Source organism: Variovorax sp. AC103 (genome assembly GCF_979254005.1).
The window spans coordinates 126,533-140,209 of sequence record NZ_CEEDFC010000001.1; the positions used below are offsets into that span (position 1 = coordinate 126,533).

Here is a 13,677-nt window from a genome sequence, read left to right on the forward strand (position 1 = left end):
GTCTGTTCTGCCCTCGATCCGCGTCGTCTGTATCTGTTCCGCGGCGAAGGGGATGGCGACAATGACGCTCCCTTTCACGGAACAGCCATGACAGACAAGACCCGAGACCAGATCGCCGACCAGATTGCCGCCGAGCTGGGTCACAGCTTCGACGGCGAGATCATTGCCGGCGGCCACTACGTGCCGCTGGTGCGCGACGGCCGCACGGTCTACCTCAGCGGTCAGGTGCCGCGCGTGGGCACCACGGTGGTGGTCACCGGCCGCGTCGGCGACGCGGTGTCGCTGGCCAAGGCCCGGGAGGGCGCGCAGATCTGCACGCTGCGCAGCCTCACGCTGCTGCGCCGGGCGCTCGGCTCGCTCGATGCCGTCGAGAAGGTGTTGCGCGTGGGGGTGTTCGTGCAGTGCACCGCCGACTTCACGCAGCAAAGCGAGGTGGCCGATGCCGCGTCGGACCTGCTGCACCGCGTGTTCGGCGACGCCGGCGTGCATGTGCGCACGGCGGTCGGTGTCTATGCGCTGCCGAAGAACGCGACGGTCGAGGTCGAGATGACCGTCGCCGCCAAGCACAACATCGGCTAACGCGACGCCAGTCCGCTGAGGTCGCGCGCCAGTTGCGCAATGGTCAGCGGTGCGCAGCCTTCGGCGTTGTTGCTCACGGTGACGAAGGCGTTCTGGCCCGCACGGGTGGTGCCGGCAATCACCTTGGCCAGCGCGGCGCGGGTTTCAGGGTCGGGGTCGACGATCCTGTCGAACGGGCCGTAGAGTTTTTCCGCGTCTTCGTAGCCGAAACGGCCGTGGCGCCGGTGCAGGTTCCAGCGGCACACCAGCGGCCCGGGCCACAGCGCGCGCAGCATCGGCAGCTGGTCTTCGATGGGCGGCATCTTGGCGTGCAGGCCCATGCAGAAGGTGGCGCCCACGCTGCGCAGCATCGCGGCGAAGGCGGGGTTCAGCAACTGCGGGTCGCGCACCTCGACGGCGACCACCGCGTCGGGCGCGACCTGCTTCAGACCGGGCAAGGCATCGAGCATTTCGGCGATGCGCGCGAGCAGCGCAGGCTGGTCGGCCAGGATGTGCCCCGGAATCGGGCTCAGCTGGAACACCAGCACGCCGATGCGATGGCCCAGCCCTTCGAGCGCGGGCAGCACGAACTCCTGCCGCGCGATGTCGGGGCTCAGGAACACCGGGTTGGCCTGCATGCCGCGTCCGCTTTCGTCGCGCACGGTGGCGTCGCTCACCAGGCTCGGCGCCTTCACCATGAAGCGGAAGTCGTCGGGCACCATGGCCGCGTAGCGGGCGTACTGGCTCGCGGTGAGGGCGCGGTAGAAGTTGCGGTCCAGGCTCACAGTGCGAAACAGCGGGTGCTTGGCGAGTGCGTGCAGGCCGTGCTTCGACAGCACGCTCTCGGCGTATTCGCCGTCCCATACGAGGTTGGCCCAGCCGGGGTAGCTCCACGACGAGGTGCCAAGCCGCAGGTTGGGCGGCAGCGCGGCGGCCAGTTCGACGAGTGCGGGGTCTGCAGGCGCGGGCTCGACGGTGCCGGTGCGCGACTTCTTCCTGGCGGGCGCTTCGGCTTCGGAAGGCGCGGACACGGCCACGGGCGCCTCTTCGGGGCGCGGCAGCTCGGGAAAAAGAGAGTCCTGTACTTCAACCATGTCTGGGGCTGCATTCTCGGCCCACATCGATCGGGCCTGGCGCGGCGGGCACAATCCGCGCCATGAAACAGTGGTTGCGTACGCAGGGCGGTTGGTGGCTGGCATGGCTGGCGCTCACCGCCGCGGGTGCGGTGTGGATCGCCCGCGCCGAGCTCGCGCAGATGCACCAGGACTTCGAGACCGACGTGCGCATTGCGCACCGCCTGCTGAGCCAGCAGATGGTGCAGTACGACGCCGTGCTGGCCACGCTTGCGTTGCTGGAGCCCAGCACCGGCGCGGACCATCCGGAGCAGCGCCTGCCGTCCGTGTACTCCTCGATCCTGCGCGTGCAGCGGCGCGAGCGCGACGAGCCCTGGCCCGCCACCCCGCAGATGGGCACCACCGCGCAGGCGCTGGCGGCGGCGGAAGCGCGCTCGCGCGACCAGCGCCGCGCCGAGCTCGCCACCCTCGACCTGGCCCACGGCCGCTATGTGCTCGTGATGGGCGCCACGCCGTTCAGCTACGCGCTGGACATCGACCTGGCCGGCTCCGTGCCGTGGCGCGACTGGCCGATGAACCCGCAGCGCAGCCCGGTGCGCCTGAGCCTGCAGCGCGACGGGCAGCAACTGGTGCTGCAGCCAGGCGTGCCGGCGGCCAACGGCTGGCGCTTCGGCCTGACCAAGGCGCTGGCGTCGCCGAGCCAGCCTTTCGACGTGGTGGCCGAACGGCAGGTGGGCTGGGGCGAGTTGCCGTGGCGCGGCATTGCCGCGTGGGCGGCTGCCATGGCTGCGCTGCTGGCGGGGCTGTGGGCTGCGCAGCGCCAGCGCATCGCGCGGCGGCGTGCCGAAGAACTGCTGCGCCTGGGGCAGGTCGCGCGGCTCAATGCACTGGGCGAACTGTCGGCCGGCCTGGCGCACGAACTCAACCAGCCGCTCACGGCGGTGCTGGCCAACGCGCAGGCCGCGCGCCGCCTGCTCGACGACGATCCGCCGGACCTGGCCACCGCGCGCGACGCGATGGGGCAGGCCGTGGAGCAGGCCCGCCGTGCGGCCGGCGTGGTGGGGCGCCTGCGCCGCGTGATCGAGCGGCCCGAAGCTGGCGGCGACGTGAAGCCGCTGGTGCTGCAGGAGGTGGTGCGCAGCGCCATGCACCTGCTGGCGCCCGAGTTCGTGCAGCGCACCGTGGCCGCGCAGTTCGACGCCGCCGCGCAGGCGCCGGTGCGCGTGCAGGCCGAGGCGGTGGCGCTGGAGCAGATCGTTCACAACCTGCTGATGAATGCGTTGCAGGCGCTCGAGCTGGTGCCCGCCGCCGAGCGCCGGCTCGTGGTGTCGGTCGGGCGCAATGGGCAGGAGGGCGTGCTGACCGTGACCGACAACGGCCGCGGCATTGCGCCCGAGGCGCTGCCGCGCCTGTTCGAGCCGTTCTTCAGCACGCGCGACGGCGGGCTGGGCCTGGGCTTGAGCCTCAGTGAAACGCTGGCCAGCGGCATGGGCGGCAGCCTGGGCGCAGCCAACGTCTCGCCGCGCGGCGCGCGCTTCACCTTGCTGCTGCCGCTTGTCGCACCCACCGCGGAGCGTTCGTCATGAACACCCCCGCTCCCCACCAGCCGCAGTCGCCGCTCATCCACCTGATCGACGACGACCAGGCGGTGCGCGACGGCCTGTCGCTGCTGATCGGCACGGTCGGCCTGCGCGTGCAGGCCTGGGCCGACCCACAGGCCTTCATCGACGGCTTCGACCGCGCGAGCGTGGGCGCGATCGTGCTGGACGTGCGCATGCCCGGCATCAGCGGGCTCACGGTGCTCGACCGGCTGGTGGCGCAGGGGGTCGACCAGCCCGTGATCATGCTCACCGGCCACGGCACCGTCGAGATGTGCCGCCGTGCCTTCAAGGCCGGCGCGGCCGAGTTCCTCGAAAAGCCGGTGGACGACGAGCAGCTGCTCGAAGCCTTGCAGCACGCGGTGCGCCAGCATGTTCGCTCGCGCGAACGTTCGCAGGCCGACAACGCGGCGCGCGAGCAGGTGGCGCAGCTGTCGGAGCGCGAGCGCGAGGTGCTGGGCTTCATCGTGCAGGGGCTCACCAACAAGGAGATCGCGCGTGAACTGGCGCTGTCGCCGCGCACGGTGGAGACGCATCGCGCCAACCTGTTCGCCAAGCTCGGTTGCGATTCGCTGGCTCAGCTGATCCGGCGCTATGCCGTGCTGGTGGACAGGGCTGCGTAGTTCTACGGAGCACCGCGCGTAGCCGTACGAATGGCTGCGGGCGCTCGAGTTTTCTACAGTGGCGCAGCCGTCGGCAACAGCCGGCGCGAACACCCGAATCCACTGGAGAAAACGAACAATGCAAACCATCCTTCGCCTCGGCAGCCTCGCCGTCCTGCTCGCCGCTTCGGTCGCGCAAGCCCAGACCCCCGCACCTGCAGTCCGCACGGAAAGGAACATGTCGCTCGCGCTCGCCAACCAGCTCGCGTCTGAAGCCGTGGCAGCCTGCGCGGCCAACGGCTACAACGTGGCGGCCACCGTGGTCGATCGCGCCGGCACCGTGCGTGCCGTGCAGCGCGCCGACAACGCAGGCCCGCACACGCTGGCTTCGAGCGAGCGCAAGGCCTGGACCTCGGCTTCGTCGAAGACGCCCACGCAAGCCATGATGGAAGGCTCGCAGAAGAACCCCGGCGGCGCCAACCTGGTGTACCTGCCGGGCGTGCTGCTGCTGGGCGGCGGCGTGCCGGTGAAGTCGGGCAACGAGGTGATCGGCGCGGTCGGTGTGGGCGGCGCGCCCGGCGGCCACCTCGACGAGCAGTGCGCCAACGCGGCCATCGACAAGGTCAAGGGCCTGCTCTGATGTTCGCGCGCGGTATCTGGTCGGGCATGCTGGTCGCCGCGCTCGGGTTGGGCGTGTCGACGGTCGCGTGCGCCCAGGTGCCGCCGCTCGCGGCCGAGGTGCTGGCCTACGACGGGTTGCACCAGGCCGCGTGGCACGGCGACCTGGCGAAGCTCAGGAGCCTGATCGCCTCGGGCGCGAACCTCGATGCGCGCGACACGCGCGGCCGCACGCCGCTGCAGGTCGCCACGCATGCGCGGCAGCGCGAGGCCGTCAAGCTGCTGGCCAAGGCCGGCGCCAATCTCGACCTGCTCGAGGACGACCGCTACGATGCGGTCACCATCGCGTCGGTGGCCGACGATGCCGCCACGCTCTCTGTCTTGCTGTCGCTCGGCGCCAGTGCCGGGCAGACCACGAGCCGCTACGACGGCACCGCGCTCATTGCGGCCGCGCACCTCGGGAACTACGAGGTGGTGCGCCGGTTGATCGCGGCCGGCGCGCCGCTGGACCATGTCAACAACCTGCACTGGACGGCGGTGATCGAGTCCATCGTGCTCGGCGACGGCGGCCCGCGCCACCAGCGCACGCTGGCCGCACTGGTCGGTGCCGGCGCCAGCCTCGCGCTGGCCGACCGCCAGGGCAACACACCGCTGCAGCTGGCGAAGGCGCGTGGCTACACGGCCATGGTGAAACTGCTGGAAGAAGCGCGCGCAACGCGCGCAAGATAGGCCGGCTCGGGGACAATCGGGCCTCGCCCCACGAGGAAACCGCCCCATGTACATGCCCCCGCAGTTCAACGCCAAGGACCCGGCCATCGCGCTGGAGCTGATGCGCTCGCATCCGTTCGCGAGCCTCATTTCGAACGACGACGAAGGCCTGCCCTACGTCTCGCACCTGCCGCTGGTGGCCGAACAGCGAGAGGGCGACGAGCTGGTTCTGTGGGGCCATTGCGCCAAGCCCAATCCGCACTGGCGCTACCTGCAGGCACGGCCCAGGGCGACCGTCACCTTTCTCGGCCCGCATGCCTACCTGTCGCCGTCCGTCTACCCCGACCTGGCGCGCGTGCCGACGTGGAACTACCTCGCCGTGCATTGCACCGTCGAGGCGCGCCTGATCGAGGAGCCGGGCGCGAAGGACGTGCTGTTGAAGAAACTCATCGGCGACCACGAGCCTGCGTATGCGCAGCAATGGCGAGACCTGGGCGAGGAGTTCCAGCTCAAGATGCTGGCCGGCATCGTCGGTTTCGAGCTGCGCGTGACGGCGCTCCAATGCAAGGTCAAGCTCAACCAGCACCGGCGCGAATCGCATGCCGCAATGCACGCCATGTACAGCGCGGGCACGCCGGACGAGCAGGCATTGGCCGCGTGGATGGACCGCCTCGGCATGCCCGCGGCGCAAGGCCACTGAGATGCGCGGACTCGGATTGATCGGCCTCGTGCTGGCCCTGCTGATCGTCGGGCTGGTCGCGAAGAAGCAGATGACCAGCGCGGCTGCACCCGTGGGCGCGCCGCCGGTTGCCGGGGAGTCGCCCGGCACTGCCCACGACCAGGCGCAGCGCGTTCAACAGCAGGTCAAGGCGGCGCTCGATGCGGCGGCCAAGACGCGCCAGATGCCGGATGACAACTGAGGCCGCCCCAGCAAGCTCGCCGAGCGACGCGCACTGGATGTCGCTCGCGCTGGCCGAGGCGCGCCTGGCCGCCGCGGCGGGCGAGGTGCCCGTCGGCGCGGTGCTGGTAAAGGACGGCCGGCTCCTCGCGACCGGCCGCAACACCCCCGTGGCGCAGCACGACCCGAGTGCGCATGCGGAAATCAACGCGCTGCGCGCCGGTGCCGCGGCCCTGGGCAACTACCGGCTCGACGGCTGCGAGCTGTTCGTCACGCTCGAGCCGTGCGCCATGTGTTCGGGTGCCATGCTGCATTCGCGCCTGGCGCGCGTGGTGTTCGGCGCGACCGATCCGAAGACCGGCGCGGCCGGTTCGGTGCTCGATCTTTTTGCCGAGCCGCGGCTGAACCACCGCACGCAGGTGCAGGGCGGGGTGCTGGCCGACGAATGCGCCGCGGTGCTGCAGGCCTTCTTCCAGCAACGCCGAAGCGCCGCGCGCGCACAGGCCGAGCCCTTGCGCGACGACGCGCTGCGCACGCCGGCCGAACGCTTTGCCGCGCTGGAGAACTACACCTTCGCCCCGCATCACGTGCAGGACCTGCCGGCGCTGCACGGCTGGCGCATGCATTACCTCGATGAAATTGGTGAAAGCGGTGAGGGCGACAAGCTCGCAGGCTGCCTGTGCCTGCACGGCCCGGGCGAATGGGGCTACTTCTTCCGTCGCCTCGTGGGCCTGCCGGGCCTGCGCACGCTGGTGCCCGACCTGGTCGGCTTCGGCAAGAGCGACAAGCCCAAGCGCGAAACCATGCACACGCTGGCGTGGCATGGTGAGGTGCTGCGTGAATGGCTCGCGGGCGTGCAGGCGGGCCCGCTGGTGCTGGTGCACAGCACGGCCGCCACAGAACTCGCCGCGCTGTTGCAGGCCGTCGTGCCCGAGCTTTTCATCGCGACGCTCGTCGCACCCGACGGCGACGAGCGCATCGAGGACGCATGGCGCGCGCCGTACCCCGACCGTGGCTACGAAGCCGCACTGCGCGCGCTCGGGCCCATCGCATCGTCCTCGGGGCCGACGTTGGCGCAGGCACGGGTGCTCGCTCTTGAAGTGCGCAACGCAATGGGATACTCGACCACGTGACCAAACACATCTACATCTATTCCCCCTCCAGTGCCATTCGCGACAAGGCCGCCTTCCGACGCGGCGTGAAGCGGCTCAAGGCGCTGGGCCATGAAGTCGAAGTCGACGACGCGGCACTCTCGGTGCACCAGCGTTTTGCTGGCGACGACGCCACGCGGCTCGCCGCGATTTCCCGCGCCGCCGCCAGCGGTGCCGACGTGGCGCTCATCGCGCGCGGCGGCTACGGCCTCACGCGCATCCTCGATGCGCTGCCCTACAAGGCCATTGCCAAGGCGATCGGCAAGGGCACCGAGTTCGTTGGCTGCAGCGACTTCACCGCACTGCAGAACGCGCTGCTCGCCAAGACCGGTGCGGTCACGTGGGCCGGTCCTGCGGTCGGCGAAGACTTCGGCGCCGAAGCCGGCCCCGACGACATCATGGAAGCCTGCTTCGACGACCTCGTGAGCGGGCAGGGCGAAGGCACCGGCTGGCGCATGCCCGCGCGCGACGCCGACCTGAAGTTCAAGGCCGTGCAGGACGCGGTGCTGTGGGGCGGCAACCTCTGCGTGCTGACCAGCCTGCTCGGCACGCCGTACTTTCCAGCCATCGACAAGGGCGTGCTCTTCATCGAGGACACCAACGAACACCCGTACCGCGTCGAACGCATGCTCGACCAGTTGAAGATGGCCGGCGTGCTCGCGCGTCAACGTGCCATCGTGTTCGGCCAGTTCACGGGTGTGCGCAAGGTGCCGGGCTATGACCGCGGCTTTGGCATCAATACCGTGATCGACCGGCTGCGTGCTTCGCTCAAGGTGCCCGTGCTGGCTGGCTTGCCATTCGGGCACGTTGCCACGAAAGTACTACTTCCAGTCGGCGCCAAAGTGTCCATGGCCGCCGAGGGGCGCGACGTGTTTCTGGTCTGGGGTCATAGGCACGAGGCCGGTGATCACGATCACCACGGCCACGACCATCACCACCACGCGCATTGAAAAAAGAAACGGCCCCGAAGGGCCGTTGCTGCGTGACGCGAGAGTCGGGTCAGGCGTCGTGCGTGAAGCGCTGGTGGGTCCTGGGGCCCATCGAGCCGGGCAGGCCGCCCTTGAACATGCTGTTGATGGTCTTCATCTGGTTGCGCGCGGCGGTTTCGCCGTCGATCGCGCTCAGCGCAATCATCACGTCCTGGCGCAGATACCAGAGCGATTCGACATCGGCCGCAAAGCGCACCCGCTGGCTGACGCGCTGTACCGAATTGCCGCCATGGTCCTGGAGCACCGAGAGCATTGCGGTGCGGATGCGCCCCAATTGGCTCTCTGCAGCCCGACGGGAACCAAAGCCGGGCAGGTTCAGCAGGCGAAGAATGCGGCGAAAAAGCATGGGACAAAAAGCGTATTGCTGGGAGCAGTGACGTTCGATACCTTAAGCGGCAGTTCAGGATTGCACAAGATCCGGAACAGTGTTCCTTGTTTGTAAACAACACGCTTTACTTAGAGATCTTTTTTGATGTCTGGTTTTGTTTTCTAAAGTACTACATATCAAGGAATGACTGTCTCGCATCTGATCTGTTGCAAGGTGCGTATACATGTAACGTCAACAAATATGGCGTGCAAGCCGTTCCACTTTTTGCGGCAATGCACACAAGCAAAGGAAATGGTTTGCAGGGTAACGTGGGAATCCGGCCATTCACCAACAGCGATCTGAAAACGAGAATCACAAGAACATGGGTGTCAATTCCACAGTCGTATTCGCGGACTTGACGGGAAGTACCGGGGTCTTCGAGGCCATGGGGAATGCGCGAGCCACGGAAACCGTCACGCGGCTGACGCAATGGATCGGCGGCGTATGCCAGACGCACGGCGGCCGTGTCGTGAAGTCGCTCGGCGACGGCGTCTTCGCCATTTTTTCGACGGGTGCCGCCGCCACGCATGCCGTCATCGAAATGCAGCGCTATCACCAGAAGCGCCTGCTCGTGTGGCCGGCGCCGTTGCGCATGGCGTTGCAGATCGGCGTGGCGAGTGGCGAGGTCGTCGAGGTCGAGGGCGACTGCTACGGCGACGCCGTCAACCTGGCCTCGCGGCTCAGCGACCTGGCGGGGCCCGGCCAGATCTGGGTGACCGATGCGGTCATCTCGCAGTTGCACGAGGGGTCGGTGCAGCACCGGGACCTGGGCCACATCAACATCCGCGGTCGCAGCGAGATGCCGGTCGTGCATCGCATCGACTGGCAGGAAGAGGTGACCTCCTTTCTCACGGTGCCCGCCTCGCTCGCACCGTCGCGCATGCCCGACTCCTCGTTCGGGCAGATCGAGCTGGCCTGGCTCGACGTGCGCTCGATGTTCCGCATCGAACAGCTGCCGATCCACCTGGGCCGTGTCGACGACGCCCAGTTCGTGGTGAACGACCCGCGCGTGTCGCGGCTGCATGCGCGCATCGAATTGCGCCAGGGCAGCTGCGTGCTGATCGACGTCAGCACCTACGGCACCTGGGTGCGCTTTCACGGCAACGGCGGACCGAGCACCGAGATCGCCCTGCGCCGCGAAGAGTGCGTGCTGCACGGCAGCGGCGAAATCGGCCTGGGTGCCCCCTTGAACGATTTCAGCGCGCCCACCATCGCCTTCAACACGACCGGCGGCGACGTGATGCTTTCGCGCCGCGAAATCGCGCGCTGATCCGCATGGAACGGCGAACGCCGCGGGTTGCTCGCCTTCGGCAACCGGCTTTTGCGCCGCCCGGTGCACCGTGGCACGGGTTGCGGCGTTGACTGGGCACCCCGGACACCGTCCGCCCTTGGCCCCGGAGCCCCTGTGAATTCCAAACCTCAATCTTCTGTTTTCAAATGGGCCGCCGTCGGCGCCTTAGCGGCCGTTGCGTTGCTGGCAGCAGGCGCGGCCAGCGCGCGCGGCAGCTGGTCGGTTCAGATCGGCACGCCTGGCGTGGCCTACCCGGCACCGTACTACGCGCCACCGCCGGTCTATCCGTATCCGGCGCCCATCTACTACGAAGCGCCGCCGCCGGTCTATTACCGGCCGCCGCCGCCCGTGTACTACCGCCCGGCGCCCGTCTACGCGCCGCCGCCCGGTCGGGTCTACTACGGACCCGGCTATCCCTACCGTCCGCCGAACGGCTGGTACGACGAGCGCGATTGAGCATCGGCCAGCCTCGCAGCCGTTCCGGTGGCTGAAGGTCTCTTGAAAATGGCATGCCAGCTGGCATGCCATTTTTGTTTCAGGATGCGACGAAAAAGTCACATAGATTCACATTTGTGTGGCTTTAAGGCTGCTTCGACGCCTCTGGCACGCCGTTTCCCACGGGTTTGCGCAAGGCATGCCGCTTGCCTTGAGTCGTTCACCTGCGTTGAAGCGCAGGAGGAGCGACACATGGGATTCATGGCATGAACGCAATGAGCATCGGCGGCCTCAACGGCATGGACGGCGGGGCCAGCGTGAACTTCGGCGCGGACAGCCGTCCGCAGCCGCGCACCCTGGTGCGCAGCAACGCGGTGACGCATGTGCGTCCCTTCACCACCGTCGAGGCTGCGATCGCCGCGATCGAATCGCTGGACCGCGAACTCAGGAAGTTCGAGCTCGCGGTGGCCGACAGCCTGCAGGACTACCTCGGCGTGCAGATGGCGCAGATCACCGACTGCGCGCTGGCACGCGGGTGGGAGCCGCTCAGCTTCATGCAGCGGGACGGGTTTCGCGTGTACCGCTACGAAGCGATGGCCAGCGCGTCGAGGCGCAGCAAGAGGCGCTGAGGCTAGGCCGGCGCGATGGCCGCGTCGAATGCCGCAAGGGCGCCGAGCACGCCGCGCGTTTCAAGCCGCCCCAAGTGCCGCGCCACCGCCGCCACGAAGTGCAGGTCACTGCCGAGCTCGCCGAACACCGGCCTGAAGCCGGTGAACAAGGCCACGCGGTCCTGCACCGACGGCGCCGTATCGGCTTGCGCCAGGCGTTCGATGAGCGCGGCGGCCAACGGGTCTTGTATGTCGTGCGTGGCGCCGGTCTCGTCCACGCCGCGCAGGTAGTAGATCCAACCGGCCACGGCCAGTGCCAGCCGGTCGATCGGCAGTCCCGCGGCCAGCCGGTCGCGCACCGTGCCGAGCAGCCGCTGCGGCAGCTTCTGTGAACCGTCCATCGCGATCTGCTTCGTCTGGTGCTGCAACGCGGGATTCGAGAAGCGCGCCAGCAGCCGGGCACGGTAGCTGTCGAGGTCGATGCCCTCCATGGCAGGCAGGGTGGGTGCGATCTCGTCGCGCATCAACACGTTGATGAAGTTGCGCAGCGCCGGCTCGGCCATTGCGCGATCCACCGTGCGAAGGCCTGCCATCGCGCCCAGGTAGGCCAGTGCCGAGTGGCTGCCGTTGACCATGCGCAGCTTCAGCCGTTCGAAGGGCTCGGCGTGTTCGACGAAGCGCGCGCCGCCCGCCGCCCAGTCGGGCCGGCCGTTGGCGAAGCGGTCTTCGACCACCCATTCGAGAAAGGGCTCGCCGATCACCGGCCATGCGTCCTCCATGCCGAGCCGCGCGGAAATGCGCGCGCGATCGGCGTCGGTGGTGCGCGGCACGATGCGGTCGACCATCGAATTCGGGAACGTGCAGCGCGTGTCGATCCAGTCGCGCAGGCCGGCATCGACCGCCTGCGCGAACGCCAGCACGATGCCCCGCGTCGTGTCGCCGTTGGCGGGCAGGTTGTCGTAAGACAGCACCGTGATCGGTGCCAGCCCGCGGGCGCGGCGCCGCGCCAGCGCGTGCACCACGAAGCCGGGCATGGTGCGCGGCGACGCGGGATGCGCGAGGTCGTGAACGATGTCGGGCGCGTCCAGCCGCAGCGCGCCGGTGGCCGGGTCGTGGTGGTAGCCCTTCTCGGTGATCGTGAGGCTCACGATGCGCGTGTCCGGGTGCGCGATGCGTTCGAGCACCGCTCGAGGGTCCTCGGGCGCGACGAGCACGTCGAGCAGATTGCCGACCACTTGCAGCACCTCCCGCGGGCTGCCGTCGTCCGCCGCGTCGCGCAAGGCCAGTGTGTAGAGCCCGCCCTGCGGGCGCAGCGCGTCGCGCGTGTCGGCCGCGCGCAGCGACACACCCACCGTGCCCCAGCACAGGTCGCTGCTCGCATGCAGCGCGGCCTCGTTCACCACCGCGATGTGCGCGCGATGGAACGCGCCCACGCCCAGGTGGACGATGCCGGCCTGCAGCGCGTCGCGCCGGTAGCGCGGCCGCGCGACTTCGGCGGGCAGGTGGGGCAGGGTGTCCGGATGCAAACGCGGCATGGCTCGTGCGCTCACCAGTTCCACAGCGTGCCGTCGTGCTGCAGGCGGTTCACCGGCAGGTACGCGCGCTGGTAGGGGTATTTGGCCGCCAGCGTTTCGTCGATGTCCACGCCATGGCCCGGCGCCTCGCCCGGGTGCAGCATGCCGTTCGCGAAGCTGTACGAATGCGGGAACACCGCATCGGTTTCGTCGGTGTGGCGCATGTACTCCTGGATGCCGAAGTTGGGCACCCACATGTCGAAGTGCAGCGCCGCGCCCATGCAGGCCGGCGACAGGTCGGTCGCGCCGTGGCAGCCCGTGCGCACCTGGTAGAGCGAGGCCAGGTCGGCAATGCGGCGCAGCTGCGTGATGCCGCCCGCGTGGACCACCGTGGTACGGATGAAGTCGATCAGCTGGTTCTCGATGAGGTCCTTGCAGTCCCAGATGCTGTTGAATATTTCGCCGACCGCCAGCGGCGTGGTCGTGTGCTGGCGGATGAGCTTGAACGCCTCCTGGTTCTCGGCCGGCGTGGCGTCTTCCATCCAGAACAGGTTGAAGGGCTCGAGCGACTTGCCCAGGCGGCCGGCCTCGATGGGCGTGAGGCGGTGGTGCACGTCGTGCAGCAGGTGCACGTCGGGGCCCACGGCGGCGCGCACCGCGTCGAACAGCCTGGGCGTGTGCTCCAGGTACTTGGCGGTTGACCAGTCGTGCTCGCTCGGCAGGTCGGCATCGGCCGGCTCGTAGAACATGGTGCCTCGGCCCACGCCGTACACCTTCTCCAGGCCCGGCACGCCGCTCTGCGCGCGAATGGCCAGGTAGCCTTCTTCCTTGTAGCGCAGCACCTCGTCCACGGTCTGCTCGATGTCGCGGCCGTTGGCGTGGCCGTACACCATCACGCCGGTGCGGCTCTTGCCGCCGAGCAGTTGGTACAGGGGCATGTTGGCGGCCTTGGCCTTGATGTCCCACAGCGCGGTGTCGACCGCGGCAATGGCCGTCATGGTGACCGGGCCGCGGCGCCAGTAGGCACCCTTGTAGAGGTACTGCCAGATGTCCTCGATCTGGTGCGCGTCGCGCCCGATCAGGCAGGGAATGACGTGCTCGGTGAGGTAGGCCGCTACCGAGAGCTCGCGCCCGTTGAGCGTGGCGTCGCCGATGCCGGTGAGGCCTTCGTCGGTCTCGATCTTCAGCGTGACGAAGTTGCGGCCCGGGCTGCAGACGATGACGCGGGCGTTGGTGATTTTCATGGTGTGTGTCTGTGCGTGTCGTT

16 protein-coding genes are annotated in these 13,677 nt (G+C 68.6%); 12 read left to right on the forward strand and 4 right to left on the reverse strand.

The window, feature by feature from the left end:
• Positions 1 to 87: 87 nt before the first annotated feature.
• A complete protein-coding gene (locus AC0IYU_RS00635) occupies positions 88 to 579 on the forward strand; it encodes a RidA family protein (RefSeq protein ID WP_472111760.1) in 492 nt (163 codons plus the stop codon).
• Here AC0IYU_RS00635 and AC0IYU_RS00640 read toward each other — a convergent pair.
• Positions 576 to 1,652: a DUF72 domain-containing protein gene (locus tag AC0IYU_RS00640; protein ID WP_472111762.1), complete on the reverse strand. Its 1,077-nt coding sequence runs from the start codon at positions 1,650 to 1,652 to the stop codon at positions 576 to 578. The genes AC0IYU_RS00635 and AC0IYU_RS00640 overlap by 4 nt on opposite strands.
• A 62-nt stretch (positions 1,653 to 1,714) precedes the next feature.
• Here AC0IYU_RS00640 and AC0IYU_RS00645 point away from each other — a divergent pair, with 62 nt between their 5' ends.
• From AC0IYU_RS00645 to AC0IYU_RS00680, 8 genes are all read left to right on the forward strand, one after another.
• Positions 1,715 to 3,217: a sensor histidine kinase gene (locus tag AC0IYU_RS00645; protein WP_472111765.1), complete on the forward strand. Its 1,503-nt coding sequence runs from the start codon at positions 1,715 to 1,717 to the stop codon at positions 3,215 to 3,217.
• Positions 3,214 to 3,852, forward strand: a complete 639-nt coding sequence (locus AC0IYU_RS00650) for a response regulator transcription factor (protein ID WP_435486799.1) — start codon at positions 3,214 to 3,216, stop codon at positions 3,850 to 3,852. The genes AC0IYU_RS00645 and AC0IYU_RS00650 overlap by 4 nt, the downstream gene beginning before the upstream one ends.
• A gap of 118 nt (positions 3,853 to 3,970) precedes the next feature.
• Positions 3,971 to 4,471: a GlcG/HbpS family heme-binding protein gene (locus AC0IYU_RS00655; RefSeq protein ID WP_472111768.1), complete on the forward strand. Its 501-nt coding sequence runs from the start codon at positions 3,971 to 3,973 to the stop codon at positions 4,469 to 4,471.
• Positions 4,471 to 5,178, forward strand: a complete 708-nt coding sequence (locus AC0IYU_RS00660; protein ID WP_472111771.1) for an ankyrin repeat domain-containing protein — start codon at positions 4,471 to 4,473, stop codon at positions 5,176 to 5,178. Before AC0IYU_RS00655 ends, AC0IYU_RS00660 begins: the two co-directional genes overlap by 1 nt.
• A 46-nt stretch (positions 5,179 to 5,224) precedes the next feature.
• A complete protein-coding gene (locus tag AC0IYU_RS00665; protein ID WP_472111774.1) occupies positions 5,225 to 5,857 on the forward strand; it encodes an FMN-binding negative transcriptional regulator in 633 nt (210 codons plus the stop codon).
• 1 nt (position 5,858) lies between these two features.
• Positions 5,859 to 6,077, forward strand: a complete 219-nt coding sequence (locus AC0IYU_RS00670) for a hypothetical protein (protein ID WP_472111777.1) — start codon at positions 5,859 to 5,861, stop codon at positions 6,075 to 6,077.
• Positions 6,067 to 7,188, forward strand: coding sequence for a tRNA adenosine(34) deaminase TadA (gene tadA, locus AC0IYU_RS00675; RefSeq protein WP_472111780.1), 1,122 nt, complete (start codon positions 6,067 to 6,069; stop codon positions 7,186 to 7,188). The genes AC0IYU_RS00670 and tadA overlap by 11 nt, the downstream gene beginning before the upstream one ends.
• Positions 7,185 to 8,156 carry an LD-carboxypeptidase gene (locus AC0IYU_RS00680; protein WP_472111783.1) on the forward strand — a complete coding sequence of 324 codons (972 nt, stop codon included), beginning with the start codon at positions 7,185 to 7,187 and terminating at the stop codon, positions 8,154 to 8,156. Before tadA ends, AC0IYU_RS00680 begins: the two co-directional genes overlap by 4 nt.
• A gap of 49 nt (positions 8,157 to 8,205) precedes the next feature.
• On the opposite strand, the gene AC0IYU_RS00685 is transcribed toward AC0IYU_RS00680, so the two are convergent.
• Complete coding sequence (locus AC0IYU_RS00685; RefSeq protein WP_472111785.1) at positions 8,206 to 8,448, reverse strand: hypothetical protein; 243 nt, start codon at positions 8,446 to 8,448, stop codon at positions 8,206 to 8,208.
• Positions 8,449 to 8,884: 436 nt separating this feature from the next.
• Here AC0IYU_RS00685 and AC0IYU_RS00690 point away from each other — a divergent pair, with 436 nt between their 5' ends.
• The 3 genes from AC0IYU_RS00690 to AC0IYU_RS00700 all read left to right on the forward strand — a co-directional run bounded on the left by AC0IYU_RS00690 (position 8,885) and on the right by AC0IYU_RS00700 (position 10,917).
• Positions 8,885 to 9,832 (forward strand): adenylate/guanylate cyclase domain-containing protein, encoded by a 948-nt coding sequence (locus AC0IYU_RS00690; RefSeq protein ID WP_472111788.1) that lies wholly within the window; start codon positions 8,885 to 8,887, stop codon positions 9,830 to 9,832.
• Between the two features lie 135 nt (positions 9,833 to 9,967).
• Positions 9,968 to 10,309: a hypothetical protein gene (locus tag AC0IYU_RS00695; protein ID WP_472111790.1), complete on the forward strand. Its 342-nt coding sequence runs from the start codon at positions 9,968 to 9,970 to the stop codon at positions 10,307 to 10,309.
• A gap of 245 nt (positions 10,310 to 10,554) precedes the next feature.
• On the forward strand, positions 10,555 to 10,917 hold the full coding sequence (locus AC0IYU_RS00700) for a hypothetical protein (RefSeq protein WP_472111793.1): 363 nt from the start codon (positions 10,555 to 10,557) through the stop codon (positions 10,915 to 10,917).
• Between the two features lie 2 nt (positions 10,918 to 10,919).
• Here AC0IYU_RS00700 and AC0IYU_RS00705 read toward each other — a convergent pair whose 3' ends face one another.
• Together AC0IYU_RS00705 and manD are read right to left on the reverse strand one after the other, a co-directional pair.
• Positions 10,920 to 12,431, reverse strand: coding sequence for a mannitol dehydrogenase family protein (locus tag AC0IYU_RS00705; protein ID WP_472111796.1), 1,512 nt, complete (start codon positions 12,429 to 12,431; stop codon positions 10,920 to 10,922).
• A gap of 11 nt (positions 12,432 to 12,442) precedes the next feature.
• Complete coding sequence (gene manD, locus AC0IYU_RS00710) at positions 12,443 to 13,654, reverse strand: D-mannonate dehydratase ManD (protein WP_472111798.1); 1,212 nt, start codon at positions 13,652 to 13,654, stop codon at positions 12,443 to 12,445.
• Positions 13,655 to 13,677: the final 23 nt, after the last annotated feature.

Bases quoted from the DNA above. Each gene is read 5' to 3' on its own strand.
- AC0IYU_RS00635 (WP_472111760.1), top strand. From the start codon at position 88: ATGACAGACAAGACCCGAGACCAGATCGCCGACCAGATTGCCGCCGAG.
- AC0IYU_RS00640 (WP_472111762.1), bottom strand. From the start codon at position 1,652: ATGGTTGAAGTACAGGACTCTCTTTTTCCCGAGCTGCCGCGCCCCGAA.
- AC0IYU_RS00645 (WP_472111765.1), top strand. From the start codon at position 1,715: ATGAAACAGTGGTTGCGTACGCAGGGCGGTTGGTGGCTGGCATGGCTG.
- AC0IYU_RS00650 (WP_435486799.1), top strand. From the start codon at position 3,214: ATGAACACCCCCGCTCCCCACCAGCCGCAGTCGCCGCTCATCCACCTG.
- AC0IYU_RS00655 (WP_472111768.1), top strand. From the start codon at position 3,971: ATGCAAACCATCCTTCGCCTCGGCAGCCTCGCCGTCCTGCTCGCCGCT.
- AC0IYU_RS00660 (WP_472111771.1), top strand. From the start codon at position 4,471: ATGTTCGCGCGCGGTATCTGGTCGGGCATGCTGGTCGCCGCGCTCGGG.
- AC0IYU_RS00665 (WP_472111774.1), top strand. From the start codon at position 5,225: ATGTACATGCCCCCGCAGTTCAACGCCAAGGACCCGGCCATCGCGCTG.
- AC0IYU_RS00670 (WP_472111777.1), top strand. From the start codon at position 5,859: ATGCGCGGACTCGGATTGATCGGCCTCGTGCTGGCCCTGCTGATCGTC.
- tadA (WP_472111780.1), top strand. From the start codon at position 6,067: ATGACAACTGAGGCCGCCCCAGCAAGCTCGCCGAGCGACGCGCACTGG.
- AC0IYU_RS00685 (WP_472111785.1), bottom strand. From the start codon at position 8,448: ATGCTCTCGGTGCTCCAGGACCATGGCGGCAATTCGGTACAGCGCGTC.
- AC0IYU_RS00690 (WP_472111788.1), top strand. From the start codon at position 8,885: ATGGGTGTCAATTCCACAGTCGTATTCGCGGACTTGACGGGAAGTACC.
- AC0IYU_RS00700 (WP_472111793.1), top strand. From the start codon at position 10,555: ATGAACGCAATGAGCATCGGCGGCCTCAACGGCATGGACGGCGGGGCC.
- AC0IYU_RS00705 (WP_472111796.1), bottom strand. From the start codon at position 12,431: ATGCCGCGTTTGCATCCGGACACCCTGCCCCACCTGCCCGCCGAAGTC.
- manD (WP_472111798.1), bottom strand. From the start codon at position 13,654: ATGAAAATCACCAACGCCCGCGTCATCGTCTGCAGCCCGGGCCGCAAC.